Origin of the sequence: Sphingobacterium sp. Mn56C (assembly GCF_049319645.1) — a bacterium.
GTDB lineage: Bacteria > Bacteroidota > Bacteroidia > Sphingobacteriales > Sphingobacteriaceae > Sphingobacterium.
This window is the reverse complement of sequence record NZ_JBMOUC010000007.1, coordinates 112097-129291: the sequence shown is the minus strand read 5'-3', so window position 1 is coordinate 129291 and position 17195 is coordinate 112097. Positions and strand designations below refer to the sequence as shown.

At 38.3% G+C, this 17195-nt stretch carries 16 protein-coding genes; 5 read left to right on the top strand and 11 right to left on the bottom strand.

The features are described 5' to 3' along the window. The 3 genes from ACL9RF_RS15490 to ACL9RF_RS15480 are packed head-to-tail and all read right to left on the bottom strand — an operon-like array spanning position 1 to position 3042. A complete protein-coding gene (locus tag ACL9RF_RS15490) occupies positions 1-501 on the bottom strand; it encodes an FKBP-type peptidyl-prolyl cis-trans isomerase (RefSeq protein ID WP_422801545.1) in 501 nt (166 codons plus the stop codon). Between the two features lie 29 nt (positions 502-530). Beyond that, positions 531-2534 carry a thioredoxin domain-containing protein gene (locus tag ACL9RF_RS15485; RefSeq protein WP_422801544.1) on the bottom strand — a complete coding sequence of 668 codons (2004 nt, stop codon included), beginning with the start codon at positions 2532-2534 and terminating at the stop codon, positions 531-533. Between the two features lie 19 nt (positions 2535-2553). Next, positions 2554-3042: a SixA phosphatase family protein gene (locus tag ACL9RF_RS15480; RefSeq protein ID WP_422801543.1), complete on the bottom strand. Its 489-nt coding sequence runs from the start codon at positions 3040-3042 to the stop codon at positions 2554-2556. A gap of 510 nt (positions 3043-3552) precedes the next feature. Between ACL9RF_RS15480 and ACL9RF_RS15475 the strand changes: the two genes are divergently transcribed. The 4 genes from ACL9RF_RS15475 to ACL9RF_RS15460 all read left to right on the top strand — a co-directional run bounded on the left by ACL9RF_RS15475 (position 3553) and on the right by ACL9RF_RS15460 (position 7371). Then, positions 3553-4575: a glycosyltransferase family 2 protein gene (locus ACL9RF_RS15475; RefSeq protein ID WP_422801542.1), complete on the top strand. Its 1023-nt coding sequence runs from the start codon at positions 3553-3555 to the stop codon at positions 4573-4575. Then, on the top strand, positions 4572-4703 hold the full coding sequence (locus ACL9RF_RS15470) for a hypothetical protein (protein ID WP_422801541.1): 132 nt from the start codon (positions 4572-4574) through the stop codon (positions 4701-4703). The genes ACL9RF_RS15475 and ACL9RF_RS15470 overlap by 4 nt, the downstream gene beginning before the upstream one ends. Before the next feature lie 283 nt (positions 4704-4986). Further along, positions 4987-6171, top strand: a complete 1185-nt coding sequence (locus ACL9RF_RS15465; protein ID WP_422801540.1) for a glycosyltransferase — start codon at positions 4987-4989, stop codon at positions 6169-6171. Positions 6172-6183: 12 nt separating this feature from the next. Then, positions 6184-7371, top strand: coding sequence for a glycosyltransferase family 4 protein (locus ACL9RF_RS15460; RefSeq protein WP_422801539.1), 1188 nt, complete (start codon positions 6184-6186; stop codon positions 7369-7371). Here ACL9RF_RS15460 and ACL9RF_RS15455 read toward each other — a convergent pair. From ACL9RF_RS15455 to ACL9RF_RS15445, 3 genes are read right to left on the bottom strand one after another with little or no spacing between them, the layout of a single operon-like run. Then, positions 7356-7997, bottom strand: a complete 642-nt coding sequence (locus ACL9RF_RS15455; RefSeq protein ID WP_422801538.1) for a hypothetical protein — start codon at positions 7995-7997, stop codon at positions 7356-7358. The genes ACL9RF_RS15460 and ACL9RF_RS15455 overlap by 16 nt on opposite strands. A 47-nt stretch (positions 7998-8044) precedes the next feature. Beyond that, positions 8045-8851 (bottom strand): glycosyltransferase family 2 protein, encoded by an 807-nt coding sequence (locus ACL9RF_RS15450; protein WP_422801537.1) that lies wholly within the window; start codon positions 8849-8851, stop codon positions 8045-8047. Positions 8852-8859: 8 nt separating this feature from the next. Further along, positions 8860-9669, bottom strand: a complete 810-nt coding sequence (locus tag ACL9RF_RS15445) for a glycosyltransferase family 2 protein (protein WP_422801536.1) — start codon at positions 9667-9669, stop codon at positions 8860-8862. 160 nt (positions 9670-9829) lie between these two features. Between ACL9RF_RS15445 and ACL9RF_RS15440 the strand changes: the two genes are divergently transcribed. Then, on the top strand, positions 9830-10615 hold the full coding sequence (locus ACL9RF_RS15440; protein WP_422801535.1) for a glycosyltransferase family 2 protein: 786 nt from the start codon (positions 9830-9832) through the stop codon (positions 10613-10615). Positions 10616-11097: 482 nt separating this feature from the next. Here the strand turns inward: ACL9RF_RS15440 and ACL9RF_RS15435 are convergent, their stop codons facing one another. From ACL9RF_RS15435 to ACL9RF_RS15415, 5 genes are all read right to left on the bottom strand, one after another. Continuing rightward, positions 11098-12336 carry a glycosyltransferase gene (locus tag ACL9RF_RS15435; RefSeq protein ID WP_422801534.1) on the bottom strand — a complete coding sequence of 413 codons (1239 nt, stop codon included), beginning with the start codon at positions 12334-12336 and terminating at the stop codon, positions 11098-11100. A 79-nt stretch (positions 12337-12415) separates the two neighbouring features. Further along, the gene (locus ACL9RF_RS15430; protein WP_422801533.1) at positions 12416-13429 is read right to left on the bottom strand and encodes a glycosyltransferase family 9 protein; all 1014 of its coding nucleotides are present in this window, start codon (positions 13427-13429) and stop codon (positions 12416-12418) included. A 10-nt stretch (positions 13430-13439) separates the two neighbouring features. After that, entirely contained in the window at positions 13440-14045 is a 606-nt protein-coding gene (locus tag ACL9RF_RS15425; protein WP_422801532.1) for a DUF4254 domain-containing protein, read from the bottom strand. A 45-nt stretch (positions 14046-14090) separates the two neighbouring features. After that, positions 14091-15584: an NADH-quinone oxidoreductase subunit N gene (locus ACL9RF_RS15420; RefSeq protein ID WP_422801531.1), complete on the bottom strand. Its 1494-nt coding sequence runs from the start codon at positions 15582-15584 to the stop codon at positions 14091-14093. Positions 15585-15590: 6 nt separating this feature from the next. Then, positions 15591-17195, bottom strand: a complete 1605-nt coding sequence (locus ACL9RF_RS15415; protein WP_422801530.1) for a complex I subunit 4 family protein — start codon at positions 17193-17195, stop codon at positions 15591-15593.

Here is a 17195-nt window from a genome sequence, read left to right as displayed (position 1 = left end):
TTAGTGCGCTTCGTTTCCGTCGATACCATGTGCATGACCGTGAGAAAGTTCCTCTTCAGTAGCTGGGCGAACCGCTAAAACTTCGATATCGAAGTTTAAAGTTTTACCCGCCATAGGGTGGTTTAAGTCTGCAATTACAGCTTCAGGGCTCACCTCGATAACAACGGCACGGAATTGGTTTCCTTGGTTGTCTTGTAAAGGAAGGATTTCTCCAACTGGAGGAATACCCGTTTCTTGGAACATTTCAGCAGGCAATTGAGCAACAGCCTTATCGTCACGCTCGCCATACGCATCAGCAGCAGCCAATTCAAAAGATGCTTTATCACCTACATTAAGGTGCTGTACATTTTCTTCAAATTTAGGGAGCATCATACCAACACCAAATAAGAAAGTTAATGGGTTTTCGTTTGTTGTTTGCTCTACAAAAGTTTTCTCACCATTTTCTTCCACAGTGTGAAGGATGTAGTTTAACGTTACTACGTTGTTGTTTTCTATTGCCATTTTCAATTGTTTTTGGGAAAGTATTCCCGTTATTGTTTAATTAATTCAATAAGCTGTGCAATCGACGGTTGAGGAAGACTGCAGGTTTTGTTACGACAAAGGTAGGCTTTTGAATCCAAACCTTGTCTATTTGCTAACAAAGGAAGTGTACTTTTTGTTCCGCCCAATGTAACTTTATTGGGTAAATATACGCTGCGGTCCAGCTCCTGCCGCCAGGCTTTAGCATTTTCGCCAGTCAGAGCAATCTCATGTACACCATAATAATGCGCTAAAAGTTGTATAGCCCAGTTAGAGTAGGCTGATCCATAGCTTTTAATATGCGGAAAAACATTCGCGAATACCTGATCTGCAATAGCGGTAAAATCATTATTATCCCCTAGTAAACCCAATCTATAGAGCTGCCTTACGAGGGTAGAAGAGGATGCCGGGATAACATTATCCATAACCTCACTTTTGCGGGCAATTAAAGTTTCCGCCTCCGTGCTGGTGTAATAAAATGTTTTGGCTTCCGTATCGTAAAATAAAGCGATAGTCTTATAGGCTAAATCCCTAGCTTTAAAAAGCCATTTTTCATCAAATGTCGCTTCATATAAATCTATCCATGCCTCCATGGTAAATGCATAGTCGTCGAGAAAACCTTTTATCTGCCTATTATTGTCGGCAGGTTGATGTAGTATGTTTCCCTCAAACATACATTCTGTTTCGATAAAGGCAGCAATCTGAAGCGCTAATGCTAAATAATGCTCCTTATCAAAACTTCGGTAAGCATCCAGCAACCCCTTAAGTAAGATAGCATTCCAGGTCGTGAGCTGTTTGTTGTCCAAACCCGGACGTATACGTTGCGCTCTATAGTTTAAAAGCGTAGCTTTTATCTCTTTTAGTTTTTCGGCCCAGGCTTCAGGGCTATATCCGGCCTGTTCAACCGCTATTTTGCTCTGTGCGTTGACCAAAAGGATATTGGTTTGCTCTTCTTCCCAGTTTCCGGCAGGGGTACAGTTATAGTATTGTTTAACCAAAGCTGCCTGTTCACCAAGTATATCTAACTCATGTTCTTCGAAAGTATAAAACTTGCCCTCCACACCCTCGCTATCGGCATCCAGCGCACTGTAAAAGCCACCGTTATCGGCACGCATTTCCCTTTCCAGCCAGGTAATGGTCTCTTCGACTACAGTTTTATACAAGGGCTTCGGAGTCTGCTGGTAGGCCTCACTATACAGGGAAATCAGCTGCCCATTATCGTAAAGCATTTTTTCGAAATGAGGCACATGCCATTGTGCATCCACGGCGTAGCGTGAAAACCCACCACCGATATGGTCATAGATACCACCATTTGCAATTTTTTCCAGCGTGAAGTGTACCTGATCCAAACAATCGCTATCGTTTGCCAGTACAGCATACCGCAAAAAGAACAACCAGTTGTTCGGTAGCGGAAATTTTGGCGCTCGGCGGTAACCGCCATCGCGGAAGTCAAACTGCTCTTTCCACGGTAATACTATTGATTTTATATCCGAAAGGGTATATTGTTCCGGAATTTCAGTAATCGGTAAGCGTTCTGCTTTATGAATTCCTTCGGTTAGTTTTTCGGCATAGTCAAGTGCAGTTTGTGGGCTCTCTTCCCACATCTGCGCGATTTGTAACAATATACTCTGCCAATCCTGAGGTTTAAAATACGTACCTCCATAAATGGGTCTTCCGTCGGGTAAACAGATTACATTCAAAGGCCAGCCACCCGCATTCGTCATCAGCTGTACCGCGATCATATAAATCTGATCAATATCAGGTCGTTCCTCACGGTCTACCTTAATGGAGACATAAAACTTGTTCATGGTTTGTGCTATCGCCTCGTTCTCGAAGCTTTCACGTTCCATAACATGGCACCAATGGCAGGCAGAATATCCTACACTGATGATGATAAGTTTGTTTTCGGCTTTGGCTTTCGCTAAAGCTTCATCAGTCCAGGGCATCCAATGTACCGGGTTGTGCGCATGCTGTTTTAAATATGGAGAGCTTTCGGCTTGCAGTTTATTTCCCATAGGGAGTAAAGTTACGATTTTAGGCTGTTAAAATATTTTTCAAATGTGCGGTGCCTCCAGAAAGTTCACGGAAATCTAGTCCCTCCTCGAGTTCAATGCAAGCCACATGTGCTGTTTTTAAGTCAATGCAGGTATCGCATATATAATTGGATAGATCCGAAAGCCCGGGGTTATGGCCAAAGACAAGCAGGTTTTCCACAGTGTTAGGAACTTTGTTGATAACTTCGAGTATGGTTTTGTAATGTGCCTCGTAAATGGATTGTTGCTGTTGTATATTCTCCAAGGGATAGCCTAAAATAGTGCCGAATAGTTCTGCTGTTTGCAGAGCACGGTTTGCCGTTGAAGAAATAACAAGTGTATTTGCCGTTATTTTAAGCCTGTTTTTAAGGTCTAAAGCAATTTGTTGGGCGCGTTTAATCCCTTTATCCATCAGGTTCCGGTCGTAATCGTCCTTTAACAAAGAGGGGAATTCTGCTTTAGCATGGCGTATGATATATAAACGTTTCATATTTGCTACATTAAAAGATTGTATAGGATGTTATTTTTTAACAGCCTTGTGCAAACTATATTATTACACTAATTTAGCCAAAATTATTAACGTAAAATAATACGGACTGTAGCATAAAATCCCTAATACCCGTATAATAAATTATTTTAGTACAATACGTATGCACATAAAGCTTATCCTAGTTATGTTTATTACCCCATTCATAAGAGCTGCTGGAAAGAAAATCTTTGATTGTATAACCTGTAATCAAAGCGCTACAATTTTCCACTTTTATAAATTCGGACTCCCAATACCAGCGTTTTCTATAGCGTTGAACAGAACCTAGCTATACTAGCTATACTTGTGTTAATTGTTTTTTGGAAATTACCAAATTTTAGTTTTTCAATTGATGATATACATCTTACGCTAAACGGCATTTCCTTTGGGGAGTTGAACAGGAACAGGGAGAAATGAAATGGGCCAATTTCATTTAGATTAATATTTGGTGTTGAAAGTTATAAAATTGAGCATATGATTCCATTGGTAAGTATTGTAATTCCGGTGTATAATGTTGAGAAATATCTTAAAGAAACATTAGAGAGCTTATTAAGTCAGCATTTGACGGCTTTTGAGGTCATTTTGGTGAATGACGGTAGTACGGATAATTCTGCGGAAATTGCGCTGTCATTTGTACAGAAAGATGAGCGTTTTAGTTATGTATACCAAGATAATAGGGGCGTATCTGCGGCAAGAAATGAGGGTTTACAAAGGGCTAAAGGTACTTTTGTTTTTTTTATGGATGCCGATGACACTTTAGATGTTAATTTTCTTCAAAGTAGTGTAGATGTTGCCCAAGCGGGTGCATATGATCTGGTGGTTTTAGGGGAAAATTTATCTCATCGCATACCTAAACTTACGGCATTGCCTACATGGGGGCAATTCTTGAGGAAGGAATTTTTAGATCAACATCCTGATGTTTTATTTCCAATCGGCATTCAGCCTGCGGAGGATGGTCTTTTCTCCCATCAGTTATTAGCATTTTCTCCTAAAATTGGTTGTAATAAAAAAGCGATATATCATTATCGTTCGCATGAAGGTCAAAATACTAAAATGATCTTAAAGGATCATTGGAAGGTTTTACATAGTATCCAAGGATGGTTTGATATATTAGTAGATTTCTATACACGGCATGCTATGTTGGAGGAAAAAGCCTTACACTTAGCCAGGTTTATTGAACACGAACCTTTTGAATTTAGGTATTTGAAAACAGAATTGGATAGTGCTCAAAAAGATTACCTTTTTAAGCTTATTCATAATTTTTGTTCAATCTACGTACTTCCCTATCTTCAAGCAAGTGATCAGGATAAGTTAAGTGAGCGCTTTCGTACTTTTCTACAGGTGGAAAATCACCAAGAGTTTGACACCTTTTATCTACAGTATACAATGCGGGTAAAAAAAATGCTAAAACTGAAGTTGCTGCTTGCGAAATTTATTCCTATTTCTAGCCTTCGTCGGCAGGTTAGATATAATTTGAACCTAAAATATGGAATATGAGGAGTCTTTTGTGTAGGCACGATAGGTTGTTAGATAGTTCGGGAGGACGCGGAAAGAATTTCATGATCACGCTTGAAAATGTCGATGGTAAGGTCATGTTTCCTTTGGAAAATGGGGTGAAAGTGTAAGCAATTTATAACCCTAAAATTGTTCAAGAATAGATGAGAATCTTGTTTGTTTTCTTAGGACGAAATCCATTTTTATGGGGTAAATATAAACGGATTAAATAATGGATACGCTACCATAACCATAAGTTGTTAAAGAAATTTAAGGATTTCCCTGCTATGGTTTTATTTACTATGGGGAAAGGGCAAAGTGTACAGCAATAAATTAAAAAATTTACAGCAGAAAAGGTGTCACAAGAATGGATGAATTTTTGTGAAAGAGACAGTCGAAGAATAGAAAAGTAAAATGAATAACATTACAAAAAAAAGAGTTTTGTATTTTATGCCTGATAATCCTGTTGCGAGTAAAGGCGGAAGTGTGACCCGTACTACACAGTTATTGGATTATTTTGGTCAGCATGCTGATGTGTTGGAAGTTGATTTTTCCTCTAAAAAATATTGGAATGAATGGACCGAAGAGGATATCAAGAACTTTAAAAATAGGTTTCCTAAGATAGGGTTGAAGATTATTGATCAACGGATGAAACCTAAGGATTTATTTAATTATTTGAAATATTATAAGATTCCAAGACTTTGTGCTCGTATATTTCCTAAAAAAAAACATATTGATTCTTCTTGTTTGGTTTTTAAACATAGGATGCGAAAGCTTATCAAGGAAAAAAAATACGATATTGTTATTATAAGTTATGTATCCTGGGGTAATTTTGTGAATAAAAATCTTGATGCTTATTTTATATTAGACTCTCATGATTTTATGACTGTTCAATATTTACAGAAGGAGGCAATCGGGAAAAAGTTGGATATCGGTCGTGAGTTTTCTGCTGAAATCGATATCTTAAAAAAATTCAATGAGATTTGGACCTATTCGATTGAGGAAGAGTATATTTTTGAGCAATTTACAGGTAAAAAGGTAAATCTTATTCCCATATCATTTAAAGCGGATGCAATAAATAACTTCGCTCAAGCCAAATACCCTGTTGTGTATGTTGCCGGGAATAACCCCCATAATGTGGTCAGTGCAAAATGGTATGTTGATCAAGTTGTACCGCTATTGGGTGATATAAAGACCTATGTGGTAGGATCCATATGTGATAAAATGGATGATCATCCCAATATTGTGAAATTGGGAATCGTTGAAGATTTGGATGCCTTTTATAAACAAAGTAAAATAAGTATTTGTCCGATGCTAACGGGAACAGGGGTTAAAATTAAAGTCTTGGAAGCTTTATCCTTTGGCATACCTGTTGTGACGTCTCGTCGTGGGGTAGATGGTTTGTTAAACAAGACACAGAATGGCTGTTTAGTGTCGCAGACGGAGTTTGAATTTGCCCGGAACATTAAAAATTTGTTGGAAGATGAGGCATACCACAGAGAAATAGCTGCACAAGGCTATAGTTATTTTAAAGTTAATCACGCAGAAGAAAAAGAAAGAAAATTCTTAGATGCTATTTTTTTAAATAATAACGATTAAGGGAAAGTAGAAATGAAGAAAAAAAAGGTTTTATATTTTGTGCCTGAAAATCCTCTAGTAGGAAAGGCAGGAAATTTAACCCGTTTCAAAAAATTACTATACTATTTTATCGATAATAAGGCAGATTTTGATATCGATCTTTTATCGGTAAGGTATTGGGATGATAATGGAAATTGGCAGCCAGCGGATTTGGAGCTATTCAAACAGCAATTGCCTGAGGTTAATTTACATATCTTTAATAGAAAGCCTCCGAAAACTCGTTTTTTTCAATACCTATTTAACTATAAATTACCCTTATTATGGCATACGCTATTTGTGAAAAAGAAAACATTGGATGTCACCACGTTTTATTTTAGAGAACAGATGCATAAATTATTGCAAACGCAAAAATATGATGTAATTATTTTAAGTTACGCTAATTGGGCCAATTTATTGAATAGAACCCCGGATAGCCCTTACCTGATTTTGGATACGCATGATTTTCTTACTCTTCAACAAAAATTCAACACCCCTGATTTAGGGGATGTAATTTTTACAAGTTTACAGGAGGAGATCAACGAATTGAAAAAATTTGATGAAGTCTGGTCTTATTCTACCGAAGAGCAATATATATTTGATCAATTTACAGAGAATCTTAACGTGAAATTTTTTCCGGCTTCTATTCCGGTAGCGAAATGTCGAAGGACTGAAACGAACAAATATGACCTGCTCTATGTTGCGAGTGATAATGGGCATAACATAAAAGGTATTAATTGGTATATTGAACAGGTATTACCCTTTCTTCCGGACGACGTAACCACTTATATGGCAGGAGCGATATGTACTAAAATCGGTGATCATCCGAGGATAGTTAAATTGGGGGTAGTTGAGGATATTGACACCATTTATCAGGAAACAAAGATAGTCATCTGTCCAATGTTGACCGGAACAGGGATCAAGATCAAAGTGTTAGAGGCTTTATCCTATGGTATACCAGTGGTAACGAACCGAAGGGGGGTAGATGGTTTATTAAATAAGGTGCAGAATGGCTGTTTGGTCATGGATAAGGCTGAAGATTTTGCCCAAGGGATTTTAGCGTTGTTAAATGATGCTAATTTATATAACAAACTCGCAGAACAGGGCAAAACCTATTTTGAACTTAACCATAGCCCTGAAAAGGAAAAAGAATTTTTAGACTCCGTATTCTATAAGGTATCGTAAAAAGAATTTTGTGCCCGTTGTCTTTTAATTTCTTTTGGGTGGTGTAAACAATAATCGTAATTGTTTTTCGGAAGTTTTTTTCGTTTTTTGAAGTTAGTCAATACTTCATGAACTTTATTTTTCCAAGTAATTTGTCCATTTAGCTTAAAGATACGTGGTTGGTAATCTGGGAAATTGATGTAGTTGTCTGCATTTATTTTCCAGTTCCATTTCTGTACATCAGCCTCGGTAATACCCGCTACCGTATTGATGCGGGGAACAAGAATCGCATCGGCAAACCAACGGGTAAAGAGAAACCATTTTAATTTTTTAATTAAAGTAATTTGCGGATATTCGTCGGCATCAATCTGAAATAAGTATTTTTTTGAAGCCTGCTTAATGAGGTTGTTCTTAAAGTTTGCAAAATCACCATTTAACTGTGCTTGAATATGTTTAACTGTTGAATATTGGGCTATCAAGTTGCTTACTTCTTGATTTTCTACAGTTATATCTTGAAGAATAAGTATTTCATCTTCTGCATCGATTAATGGCATTAGAGTTTGTAAAAGATGGGTTAATTCATTTACTTCGTTACATACTGTAATACCATAGCTAATTGTAGGCAGGGCAAATAATTTTTTAATCATATTGTCTTAGAAAATAAATGAGATTTCTAGATTAATCCGTACAAACGTTATGGTGTTAAACCAAAGTCCGTCCAAACCGACTTGTTCATTTTGGTCTGCTCACGGATAGATTTATTGTTGGCCAGATCCGTATCGTTTACATAGGAGCGGGCATGATCGAGGTGTATACAAATAGCTTTATACCTAACCTGCAGGCCTCGTAAACCATTATTCATTAAGCGTTCTCCCAGCTCGCGGTCCTCACCACCATATTTCATGCGTTCATCAAAACCATTTACAGCAACGATATCTTTTCGCCATCCAGAGGCATTATGCCCGTTCCAGGTGGGTTTGGTGGTTGTAAATTCATTTAAAAAACTCGTTACCGTTGTATTTTTTGATAATTTGCTATTTTTAAAGGAGTTATTAAGACCATTTTCCTTTAACCAGGAAACATCAAAACAATGTTGCATTTGTATATCCGCTAAGGATATCAATTGGGAAATATCCATCGGAAGCTTAAAATATCCGCCAGATAAGAAACAGTTTTCCCTTCTATTTTGTAAATGAACGGCTACAAAGTCTTTCCTCGGAATGCAATCGCCATCGGTAAAAATAAGATAAGGTGAGGTGGAGGCCAGTATGGCTTTATTTAAAATCTGACACTTCTGAAAACCATTGTCGGGGTGCCAGATATGCTTAAGCGATTTAAATATAGGTTGATATTTTTCAATTAACGTTTTTGTTTCTGCTGTTGAACCATCATCGGCAATAAGGATCTCAAAGTCTTGATTCGTCTGTATAGAGAAACCGATTAAAACTTTCTCTAACCATAGTGGAGAATTGTAAGTGCTAATTATTATTGAAGCAAGCATATATGGGCTTAATTTAAATATTTATCAATACCGTTAGGGATAAAGGTAATATTAAGGTCTACCGTTTTTCGATAAATTGATTCATTTCTGATTTCTTTTTCTTTTGATGCCGAATAGTGCCAAATATGATAAACAATGCCAGCGAATTTTAAAAACTTTTTACGACAACCCCTTTGTATCATGCGAGCAAAGAGTTCTTTGTCTTCACTTCCCCAGCCTGTCATATCTTCATTATATCCATTTACAGCGATAAAATCTCTCTTCCAATAGGCCATGTTACAACCTCTGGTGAAGTCCCGGTGACGACCTTTCGTTTTGTAATGGTTAGCAAAAATAGCGCTAAACATAGGAATATGTAAACTGTTGAAGTAATTTGTACTATTGAATTGTATTGCTCTAAGACTAGGCAGAATGCCGGATACTAAAATATCTTGGGAAAAAGCCTTGTCGCAATTGACCCTACTACCAGTTACAATGTTTTCGGTTTGTGCAATTGCAAGATGGTCTCCAATAAATGCGGGATGTAACATAACATCTCCATCAATTTGAATAATATAAGGAAACTGAGCTTTGGCTACGGCCTTGTTACGGATTTGTGTTAGTCTAAAGCCATTATCTTCATGCCATACGTGAACTAAAGGTACCAAAGATTTCTGTTGGTAGCTGGCTATAAGTTCCTGTGTTTCTGCCGTAGAACCATCGTCTGCAATAATAATTTCATTGGGCAAAACATGTTGTTTCATAATACTCTGTAAACATAGCTCTAATGCTGCTGGCCAATTGTATGTCGATATTATAAGGGAACATTGTACGGTCATTCTCGAACTTGTTACTATGGATTATTATGGTCAGATTTTTGCTCTATATTATAAAGCAAAAATACATAATAGTTTGTTGGATAAGACATATTAATGGCGAATTCATTGAATTTATTTTTCGTATTTTTGGTTATTATTTGCGATATATTATATGGGATTGATGTGTTCTTTACTTGTTTCTACCTACAACTGGCCAGAGGCGTTGGAGTTATGCCTTACCAGTGTATTGAAACAAACTGTCTTGCCGGCTGAAATTATTATTGCGGACGATGGTTCTACAGATGATACACGTGTGCTTATCGCTAAATATCAGTCGATTAGCCCAGTTCCTATCAAACATATATGGCATGAAGATCAGGGATTTCGTAAGTGTCTTATTCTTAATAAAGCGATTCATCAGGTAAGTAAGGATTATATTGTACAGATTGATGGAGACATTATCTTAAATCGTAATTTTATAGAAGATCATATTGCTGTTGCTGAGAAGGGATGCTTTGTTCGCGGCACACGTACGCTGATTACGGAGGCAATGGCTACTGAGGTTTTAAGTAACAAGAAAATTGATTTTCACTTTTATTCAAAGGGTTTAAGAAATCGTTTTAATGCCATTCGAATTCCCTTTTTAGCTGGACTTTTAACCAAAAGACTCTTATCTGGTGCCAATGTTCGGGGATGTAATATGGCCTATTGGAAAACAGATTTTATAAAGGTTAATGGTTACAATAATGACCTACAGGGATGGGGGCATGAAGATGAGGAACTTGCTATACGGCTCGTAAATAGTGGTGTCCTAAAAAAGGCTATAAAATGGCGATGCATTCAATATCATATTCACCACAAGTTAGCCTCGAGAGAGCAGGAATTTGTCCATCACCAGAAGTTAGATGCTGTGCGGGTAAAAAGACTTATAGAATGTGAATTTGGGTATAAAGAATCCGTATTTTAGCTTAGAAAACGGAGCTGATATTGCAGGCATCTTGACTTTTAAATTTTCTTATATTTTTTAGCCTTAAAACCATATCTTCTTTGAAGTTTATTGAAGTTCAGCTAGATAAGAAAATTCTTGCCTGATTGGTATAGAGGGAAAGTTAGCTAGCAATGCATTTGTGCTTATACATGGCATGGCTTTCTCTTTATAAACATATACTGAAATGTAATTAAAGGTTTTATAATGTAGTATGTATTTACTAAATAAGGTCTAAACTTAAAATAAACCACAGGATATTTATTTTAAGTTTAGACATAAAATAGTCATAACTATTATAAAAAGTAGATTTTTATTTAAATGCACTTTTATTATCAGTAGAGAGGGAACTATTGTTACGCTATTTTTATCTAGTCTCTCCTACAAAATGGGTCTATTTTTTTTGTTTTGCGGCACAAAAGTCTACATCCCTTAATTATTTTCCAAAAGCCACGAAGAATTTATTACATCGAATCGATTAGGATCTTTAATCGATTTAAGATATTTGGCCAATGATAATTTGTTTTTACATAATTTTTGGCCCTTTCTTTATTTTTTTCTATCAGTTCCGGATTGTCTAAATATTTATTTAGTACTTTCTGAAAATCCTTTTCTTTAAGATAATACTCCGTTGCAAATCCACTTTTAAGGGCATGACCTTTCATCACATCGGATTTACTGTTCACAATTACCGTTTTTCCGAGGTTCATGGCTTCCAATAATAGGAGAGAAAGACTTTCATTCTTTGACGGATTAATAATCAACGTTGCATTTTTTATAAGAACAATTTTCTCTTCATCACTGACAAAACCAGTATACTGTATGTCGGGTAAATTTACTTTTTTTTGGAAAATCCTTCCCGTAAGAACCAACTTGATATCGCTTGGATATTGTTTTTTATAGTTTACAAACCAAGGGATAAGTTTATCCATTTTAGAATCACATATCCTCCCGAAATAATGGATATAACGAGGTGGCAAATTAAATTTCTGGCGGATACTATCCTCAGATACCGTTTGCTCAAAATCTGTTTCAATTCCTACGGCAACAATACTGCTTGCCGACATATGTTTGCCATAAATATTTCTAGACAAATTTTCCTCTTCTTCGGTATTAAAGGCAATATGTTTTACCGAGGTAAAAAGTTTCGTTTGTATACCACGAAATGCATCACTCTCATTATGTATCGTAGGGATTAGAATGGTTTTCTCAGGGGCAATCCTAGATCCAAAAATAGCATGTGGATTATGGTAAGAGATCGGTATAATAGCTTTGTACTTATCTTTATTTTTTTCAAGATATTCTAGCATTTGAGGTGAATAAAAACCGTGGTGCTTTGCTAATTCTTCTTCAGTTTTTAAACCCCAAGACCAAATCGGGAAAAGATTTGCTACATATTTTAGTATACCCATGCGAAATAAGGTACGCCGGAATTTTCTAGTAATTTTAGTTTTCTTTTTAAAGTTCTTGAACAGTTTATCATTGTAAGGTTCACAATCAAAACGTATAATATTGACACCATTAAGCATCTCATTATTATTTGAATAAAAAGGCTCGAATGAATGGTAATTTATCATTTTACTGGTTAATACATCAACATGATAGTCATCTTTTAAGCGTTCGGCGAGCATTCTACAATGGTATTCCGCACCACCATTCACTTCCATCCCGTATTGACAAACTAAAAAACAAATTCTTTCCATATAAATCTATTGGTACTGATTTTCTTAATTTAAAGTTATGGTTTAATAAATAAATTTGGTGTTGTTAATGATAAAGTAATTATCTGCTAGATAAAATTTTATCAATCACCATTTCCGGGGTTACCAAATCTATAGCCTCAACACCGTCGCATAAGCAGGGTTTATTGCCATAGATAGAACTCGGTCTGTTGGGGTGGTCAACCTGTATACAGTCGTCGAAGGACTGCCCATAGCCCAGGAAACCGGTATATGGATGCGTTGCTCCCCAAATCGACAGACAGCGAATGCCGACTAATGATGCCATATGCATGCCCGAGCTATCCATACTAACCATGAGGTCCAGATTTGCTATTAAATCCAGTTCCTGTTGTAAAGGAATGGTTCCTATGGTATTTACAACATTTTTATATTTTGCACACCATTTATCCACGATATCTTTTTCCTGCTGTCCGCCGCCAAAAATAAAAATATTAAAACGCTGAGCAGAAAGATTTGCTACAACCGCTTCCATTTTTTCTAACGGAAAAATTTTGTAGCTATGCTGTGCAAAGGGCGCAATACCAATTTTTTTACTATCGTTGGTAAAGAAATGCTGGTACAGAGCCGGTAAAGGGCGTTCCGCTTTATGGAGTTTATGTGCTAAGGTCAAATGAAAACCCAACTTCCGGAATACATCCGCATACCGTTCTGTTGTAGGCTTTAGCGGTATTTTCCGCCTACTGCGCTGTTTTAAAAACTGCTCTTTTTCCTTTCTGCCTTTAAAGAGAATAGCGGTTTTAAACCCCCAAAGTTTAAAGAAAAAGTCGAGGGTACGCGAGCGTAAATTATTATGTAAATCAGCAACATAATGCGGTTTATAAGCACTCAGTTCTTGGAATAAGGCAAATAATCCTTTTACCCCTTTGTGTTTACCATGTGGGTCCAGCTCATGAAACCTGAGGCGAGGAATACCATCAAAGAAAGCTTTAAAAAGTTTTCTCGATACCATAATAATCTCCAGGTCAGGCTGCTGAGCTTGCAGTTCCTGAAGAACAGAAGCCACCATGGCCACATCGCCCATAGCAGAAAAGCGGGTTACGATGATACGCTTCATTTCGAGATAACTATTTTTGGACGCCGTATAGAACAGGATTTAAGGAAGGATCATTATACATTTTCATCTGTTTGTATACCTTCATAAATTTCCTTCCCGAAGCAATATCTTCCAAAAGCTCATCAATACTTTGAGAAAGGTCCTTCCGTTGTTCCAATAAAACATTTAATTTTTCCTGACAGGCAAGTATATGCGCCTGCTCCACATCCTGGCGTAAGGTTTCTTGCTCCATATGATACACCTTTAAAGCTAATATCGATAACCTATCGATAGCCCATGCAGGGCTTTCCGAGTTAATTTTGGCATCAGCAGCAGGTCGCACAGCAGAAAATTTCTGCAAGTAGTAGCTATCAATAAATTCGACATTATCGGTTCTTACCTGGTTTTGTTTGTCGATGCGTCTTTTCCAATATAAACCCTGTGCCGGGTCAATATCCGGGTTACGCACCACATCTTCCATATGCCATTGTGCCGTATCAATCCAGCATTTCAAGTACAATAAATGTTCTAAAGAGTCGCCCGGATACGGGTTATCCATAGGGAAATCAATCTGATCATGTACGTGGTAATCATCGATAGCACGTTGAAAAATCATGTTGGCAGTGGCACTAATCATAGTGCAAATATAAATATATTACCGATAATTAGTAAGAACAGCCCATTAATTAAAAAAGGGAAGCAGCAGATTCGGGAAAACCCCTAGTACCAAAGTCAATATTGCCAATGCAATTGCTATAGCGTAAAGCAAGCCGCCGATACGCACAGTAGGAAGCGGTTTATGGCTTTCACGAAGGAAGGCATACAGTGGAATCCGGAAATAATAAAACAAAGAAATTACCGATGTTAACGCCCCCACAATCAGCACCAGTAAAATAGCGACATCATGTTCAGCCTGATAGCGCTCAAAGGTTGTGCTAAATACCAAGAGTTTACCAAAGAAGCCAGCAGTTGGTGGCAGTCCGATCAATGAAATTCCCACCAGCGTAAAGGCAGCAAACAATAAGGGGTGTTTACGGCCTAAGCCCGTGTAATCTGCCAACGCAGTGGCGCCATAGCGCTTTTCGACAACGGCAATACAGGCAAAAGCCGAAAGGTTCATGATACTATAGACCGCCAGGTAAAACAAGAGTATGGCGGGGCTGCTGCGCTGAAAAGTCAGTAACAACATCAGCAAAAATCCCGTATGACCGATGGAGGAATACGCCATCATCCGTTTGACCTGCTGCTGACGTAAGGCAATCAAGTTACCTACCAGCATGGTTGCAATAGCAGCTACAATAATAAAAAAATAAATAATCTCGCTGATATAAAATAAACTACCCGTTAAAGCCTCGAACACCCGTGCAAACAGCACAACGGCAGCAATTTTAGGCACTGTAGCTAAGAATGCCGTTATCGGTGTCGGAGCACCTTCGTACACATCCGGAGTCCAAAGGTGGAAGGGTACGAAGCCCAGCTTAAAACCAATACCCACCAGCATAAAAAGTATAGCAATAGCCAGTAAAACTGGAGGCGCAGCGATTAATCCCTGCAAATGCTCGGTACTAGCAAAATCCATATTCCCCGTGAAACCATAGATTAAGGAAAGCCCATATAACATTACTGCTGCCGATACCGATCCGAAAAGCACATACTTCATGGCCGCTTCCGACTGTCTTTTCGTTTCGGAAAAGTAGCCTACCAAGATGTAAGAGCCTATAGATACCGTCTCGATACCGATAAATACCATTAACCAATGGCTGGTTAAGGTTAGGGTATATAGACCTACGGATACCGCAAGTACCATGCTATAAGCATCGCCCAATTTTTGGGGTGCTGTAGTACTACGCTGAAAGTATTGCTGTATAAAAACCAATAATACCAACAACGATATAGCGATGATAAAACGGGCTTTAATGGCGAAGGTATCCAGGGTTAACATGCCGAAAAAGGCCTTTTCTGTGGATGGAGTCTGTGCCGACAAGAAGTAACAGGAAAACAAGATGCCAAGCAGGGCAATCAGGAAGGAGCTATGCTTCCATAACCTATCGACAAATAGCGCGGAAATTACGGTTCCCAAAAAGGCAAAAATTAAAGCCAGCTCGGGTTTAAAAACCGGAACCGACTGTATCACATGGTTTAGCGTATCTGTAAGCTGTGGTCCAAACTCGTGCATAGTATCTTATAAATACGTTGTTACTAATGAAACTAGGTTTAACACCGTAGCGTTAAGTTTTTCGAAAACCAAAGCGGGCATCAATCCTAAAACAAGCGCTAAGGTAAGGGTAGGAAATAGCACGATACGTTCGCGAATGCTTAAGTCCGTTAAAGCTAAAGCCCATTCCTCGCCACCTTTTAAGCGCGTCTGTCCAAAAAACATACGCTGCAAAGTCCACAATAAATAAACAGCACTCAACAAAATCCCTATAGACCCTGCAATCGCCATCCAACGCGGAATTCCGGTGCCCACCGATTCCGCATTAAAGGTTCCGATAATAACAAAAGCCTCCCCAATAAATGCCGAGAAACCCGGTAAACCCAGCGAAGCAAAAAAAGCAATAGCGACAAAGGCAGTAAACTGGGGCATAAGGTTAGCGAGGCCACGGAAATTATAGATATACCGGTCGTGCACACGGTCATAAATAACCCCAACGAGAAAAAATAATGCCGCCGAAAGGAAGCCGTGGCTAATCATCTGGAACATCGCACCCGAAATACCCTCGGCCGTGAAAGATGCTATACCTAGTAGCACAAAGCCCATATGCGATACCGAAGAGTAGGCGATCATACGTTTCAGATCTTTTTGTGCCAAGGCATTAAGTGCCCCATACAAAATAGAAAGTACACCGATGAGCCCCAGCCAATAGTTGGCTTGCGCTGCCGCATCGGGAAATATACTTAAGCATACCCGTATAATACCGTAGCCACCAATCTTAAGGAGTATACCTGCAAGTATAATAGACACGGGAGTAGGTGCTTCAACGTGTGCATCGGGCAACCAGGTGTGTAAGGGTACTACCGGTATTTTAATTGCAAAAGCAATAAAAAGCACGATAAAACCTAATAGACGTGCCGGTATACCAAATACTTCATTATAATTGTTTGCGAAGCCAAAGAAAGCACCATCCACATAATTGGCGGGATTCATCATATGGATCATATTGAAGGTATGCGCACCTGTTTCCGGGTTGATAACCGAGAAATAAAGCCCTACAATAACCAAAAGCATAAATACCGACCCTAGGAGGGTATAAATAAAAAATTTAATGGCCGCATATTCCCGGTTGCTACCTCCCCAAATGCCTATTAAGAAATACAAGGGCAGCAGCATAACCTCGTAGAAGATATAAAACAAGAAAAAGTCTAAGGCCGAGAATATCCCCATCACCGCCAGGTTCAGTACCATTAGCAGGGCAAAATAACCCTTCAGATTTTTGTCCATACGCCAGGAAGCACCGATGGCCATCAACATCACAAAGGCACTCAATACCAATAAAGGCAAAGAAACACCATCTATGCCGACAAAATAATCTATTTCCAAATTGCCAAGGCTACCTAAAGAAAGGCGTATCCAGGGCAGCTGCTCTACAAACTGAAAACCAGCAGTATGGTTAATCCCCGTTGCAGCAGCGTTAAATTGGCTATACATCCAACCCGCAATTCCGAACTGCAGCAACGTTATCCCCAAAGCAATATACTTAAAACTATGGCGTAATGCACTTGGTAATACCAAGATCAGTACCGTAGCCAGCAAGGGCAAAAATATAAGAAGAGAAAGTATTCCCAT

What these genes read in the sequence shown, in the direction of transcription:
- ACL9RF_RS15490 (WP_422801545.1), bottom strand. Translation starts at nt 501, where the DNA reads ATGGCAATAGAAAACAACAACGTAGTAACGTTAAACTACATCCTTCAC.
- ACL9RF_RS15485 (WP_422801544.1), bottom strand. Translation starts at nt 2,534, where the DNA reads ATGGGAAATAAACTGCAAGCCGAAAGCTCTCCATATTTAAAACAGCAT.
- ACL9RF_RS15480 (WP_422801543.1), bottom strand. Translation starts at nt 3,042, where the DNA reads ATGAAACGTTTATATATCATACGCCATGCTAAAGCAGAATTCCCCTCT.
- ACL9RF_RS15475 (WP_422801542.1), top strand. Translation starts at nt 3,553, where the DNA reads ATGATTCCATTGGTAAGTATTGTAATTCCGGTGTATAATGTTGAGAAA.
- ACL9RF_RS15470 (WP_422801541.1), top strand. Translation starts at nt 4,572, where the DNA reads ATGAGGAGTCTTTTGTGTAGGCACGATAGGTTGTTAGATAGTTCGGGA.
- ACL9RF_RS15465 (WP_422801540.1), top strand. Translation starts at nt 4,987, where the DNA reads ATGAATAACATTACAAAAAAAAGAGTTTTGTATTTTATGCCTGATAAT.
- ACL9RF_RS15460 (WP_422801539.1), top strand. Translation starts at nt 6,184, where the DNA reads ATGAAGAAAAAAAAGGTTTTATATTTTGTGCCTGAAAATCCTCTAGTA.
- ACL9RF_RS15455 (WP_422801538.1), bottom strand. Translation starts at nt 7,997, where the DNA reads ATGATTAAAAAATTATTTGCCCTGCCTACAATTAGCTATGGTATTACA.
- ACL9RF_RS15450 (WP_422801537.1), bottom strand. Translation starts at nt 8,851, where the DNA reads ATGCTTGCTTCAATAATAATTAGCACTTACAATTCTCCACTATGGTTA.
- ACL9RF_RS15445 (WP_422801536.1), bottom strand. Translation starts at nt 9,669, where the DNA reads ATGACCGTACAATGTTCCCTTATAATATCGACATACAATTGGCCAGCA.
- ACL9RF_RS15440 (WP_422801535.1), top strand. Translation starts at nt 9,830, where the DNA reads ATGTGTTCTTTACTTGTTTCTACCTACAACTGGCCAGAGGCGTTGGAG.
- ACL9RF_RS15435 (WP_422801534.1), bottom strand. Translation starts at nt 12,336, where the DNA reads ATGGAAAGAATTTGTTTTTTAGTTTGTCAATACGGGATGGAAGTGAAT.
- ACL9RF_RS15430 (WP_422801533.1), bottom strand. Translation starts at nt 13,429, where the DNA reads ATGAAGCGTATCATCGTAACCCGCTTTTCTGCTATGGGCGATGTGGCC.
- ACL9RF_RS15425 (WP_422801532.1), bottom strand. Translation starts at nt 14,045, where the DNA reads ATGATTAGTGCCACTGCCAACATGATTTTTCAACGTGCTATCGATGAT.
- ACL9RF_RS15420 (WP_422801531.1), bottom strand. Translation starts at nt 15,584, where the DNA reads ATGCACGAGTTTGGACCACAGCTTACAGATACGCTAAACCATGTGATA.
- ACL9RF_RS15415 (WP_422801530.1), bottom strand. Translation starts at nt 17,195, where the DNA reads ATGGGAATACTTTCTCTTCTTATATTTTTGCCCTTGCTGGCTACGGTA.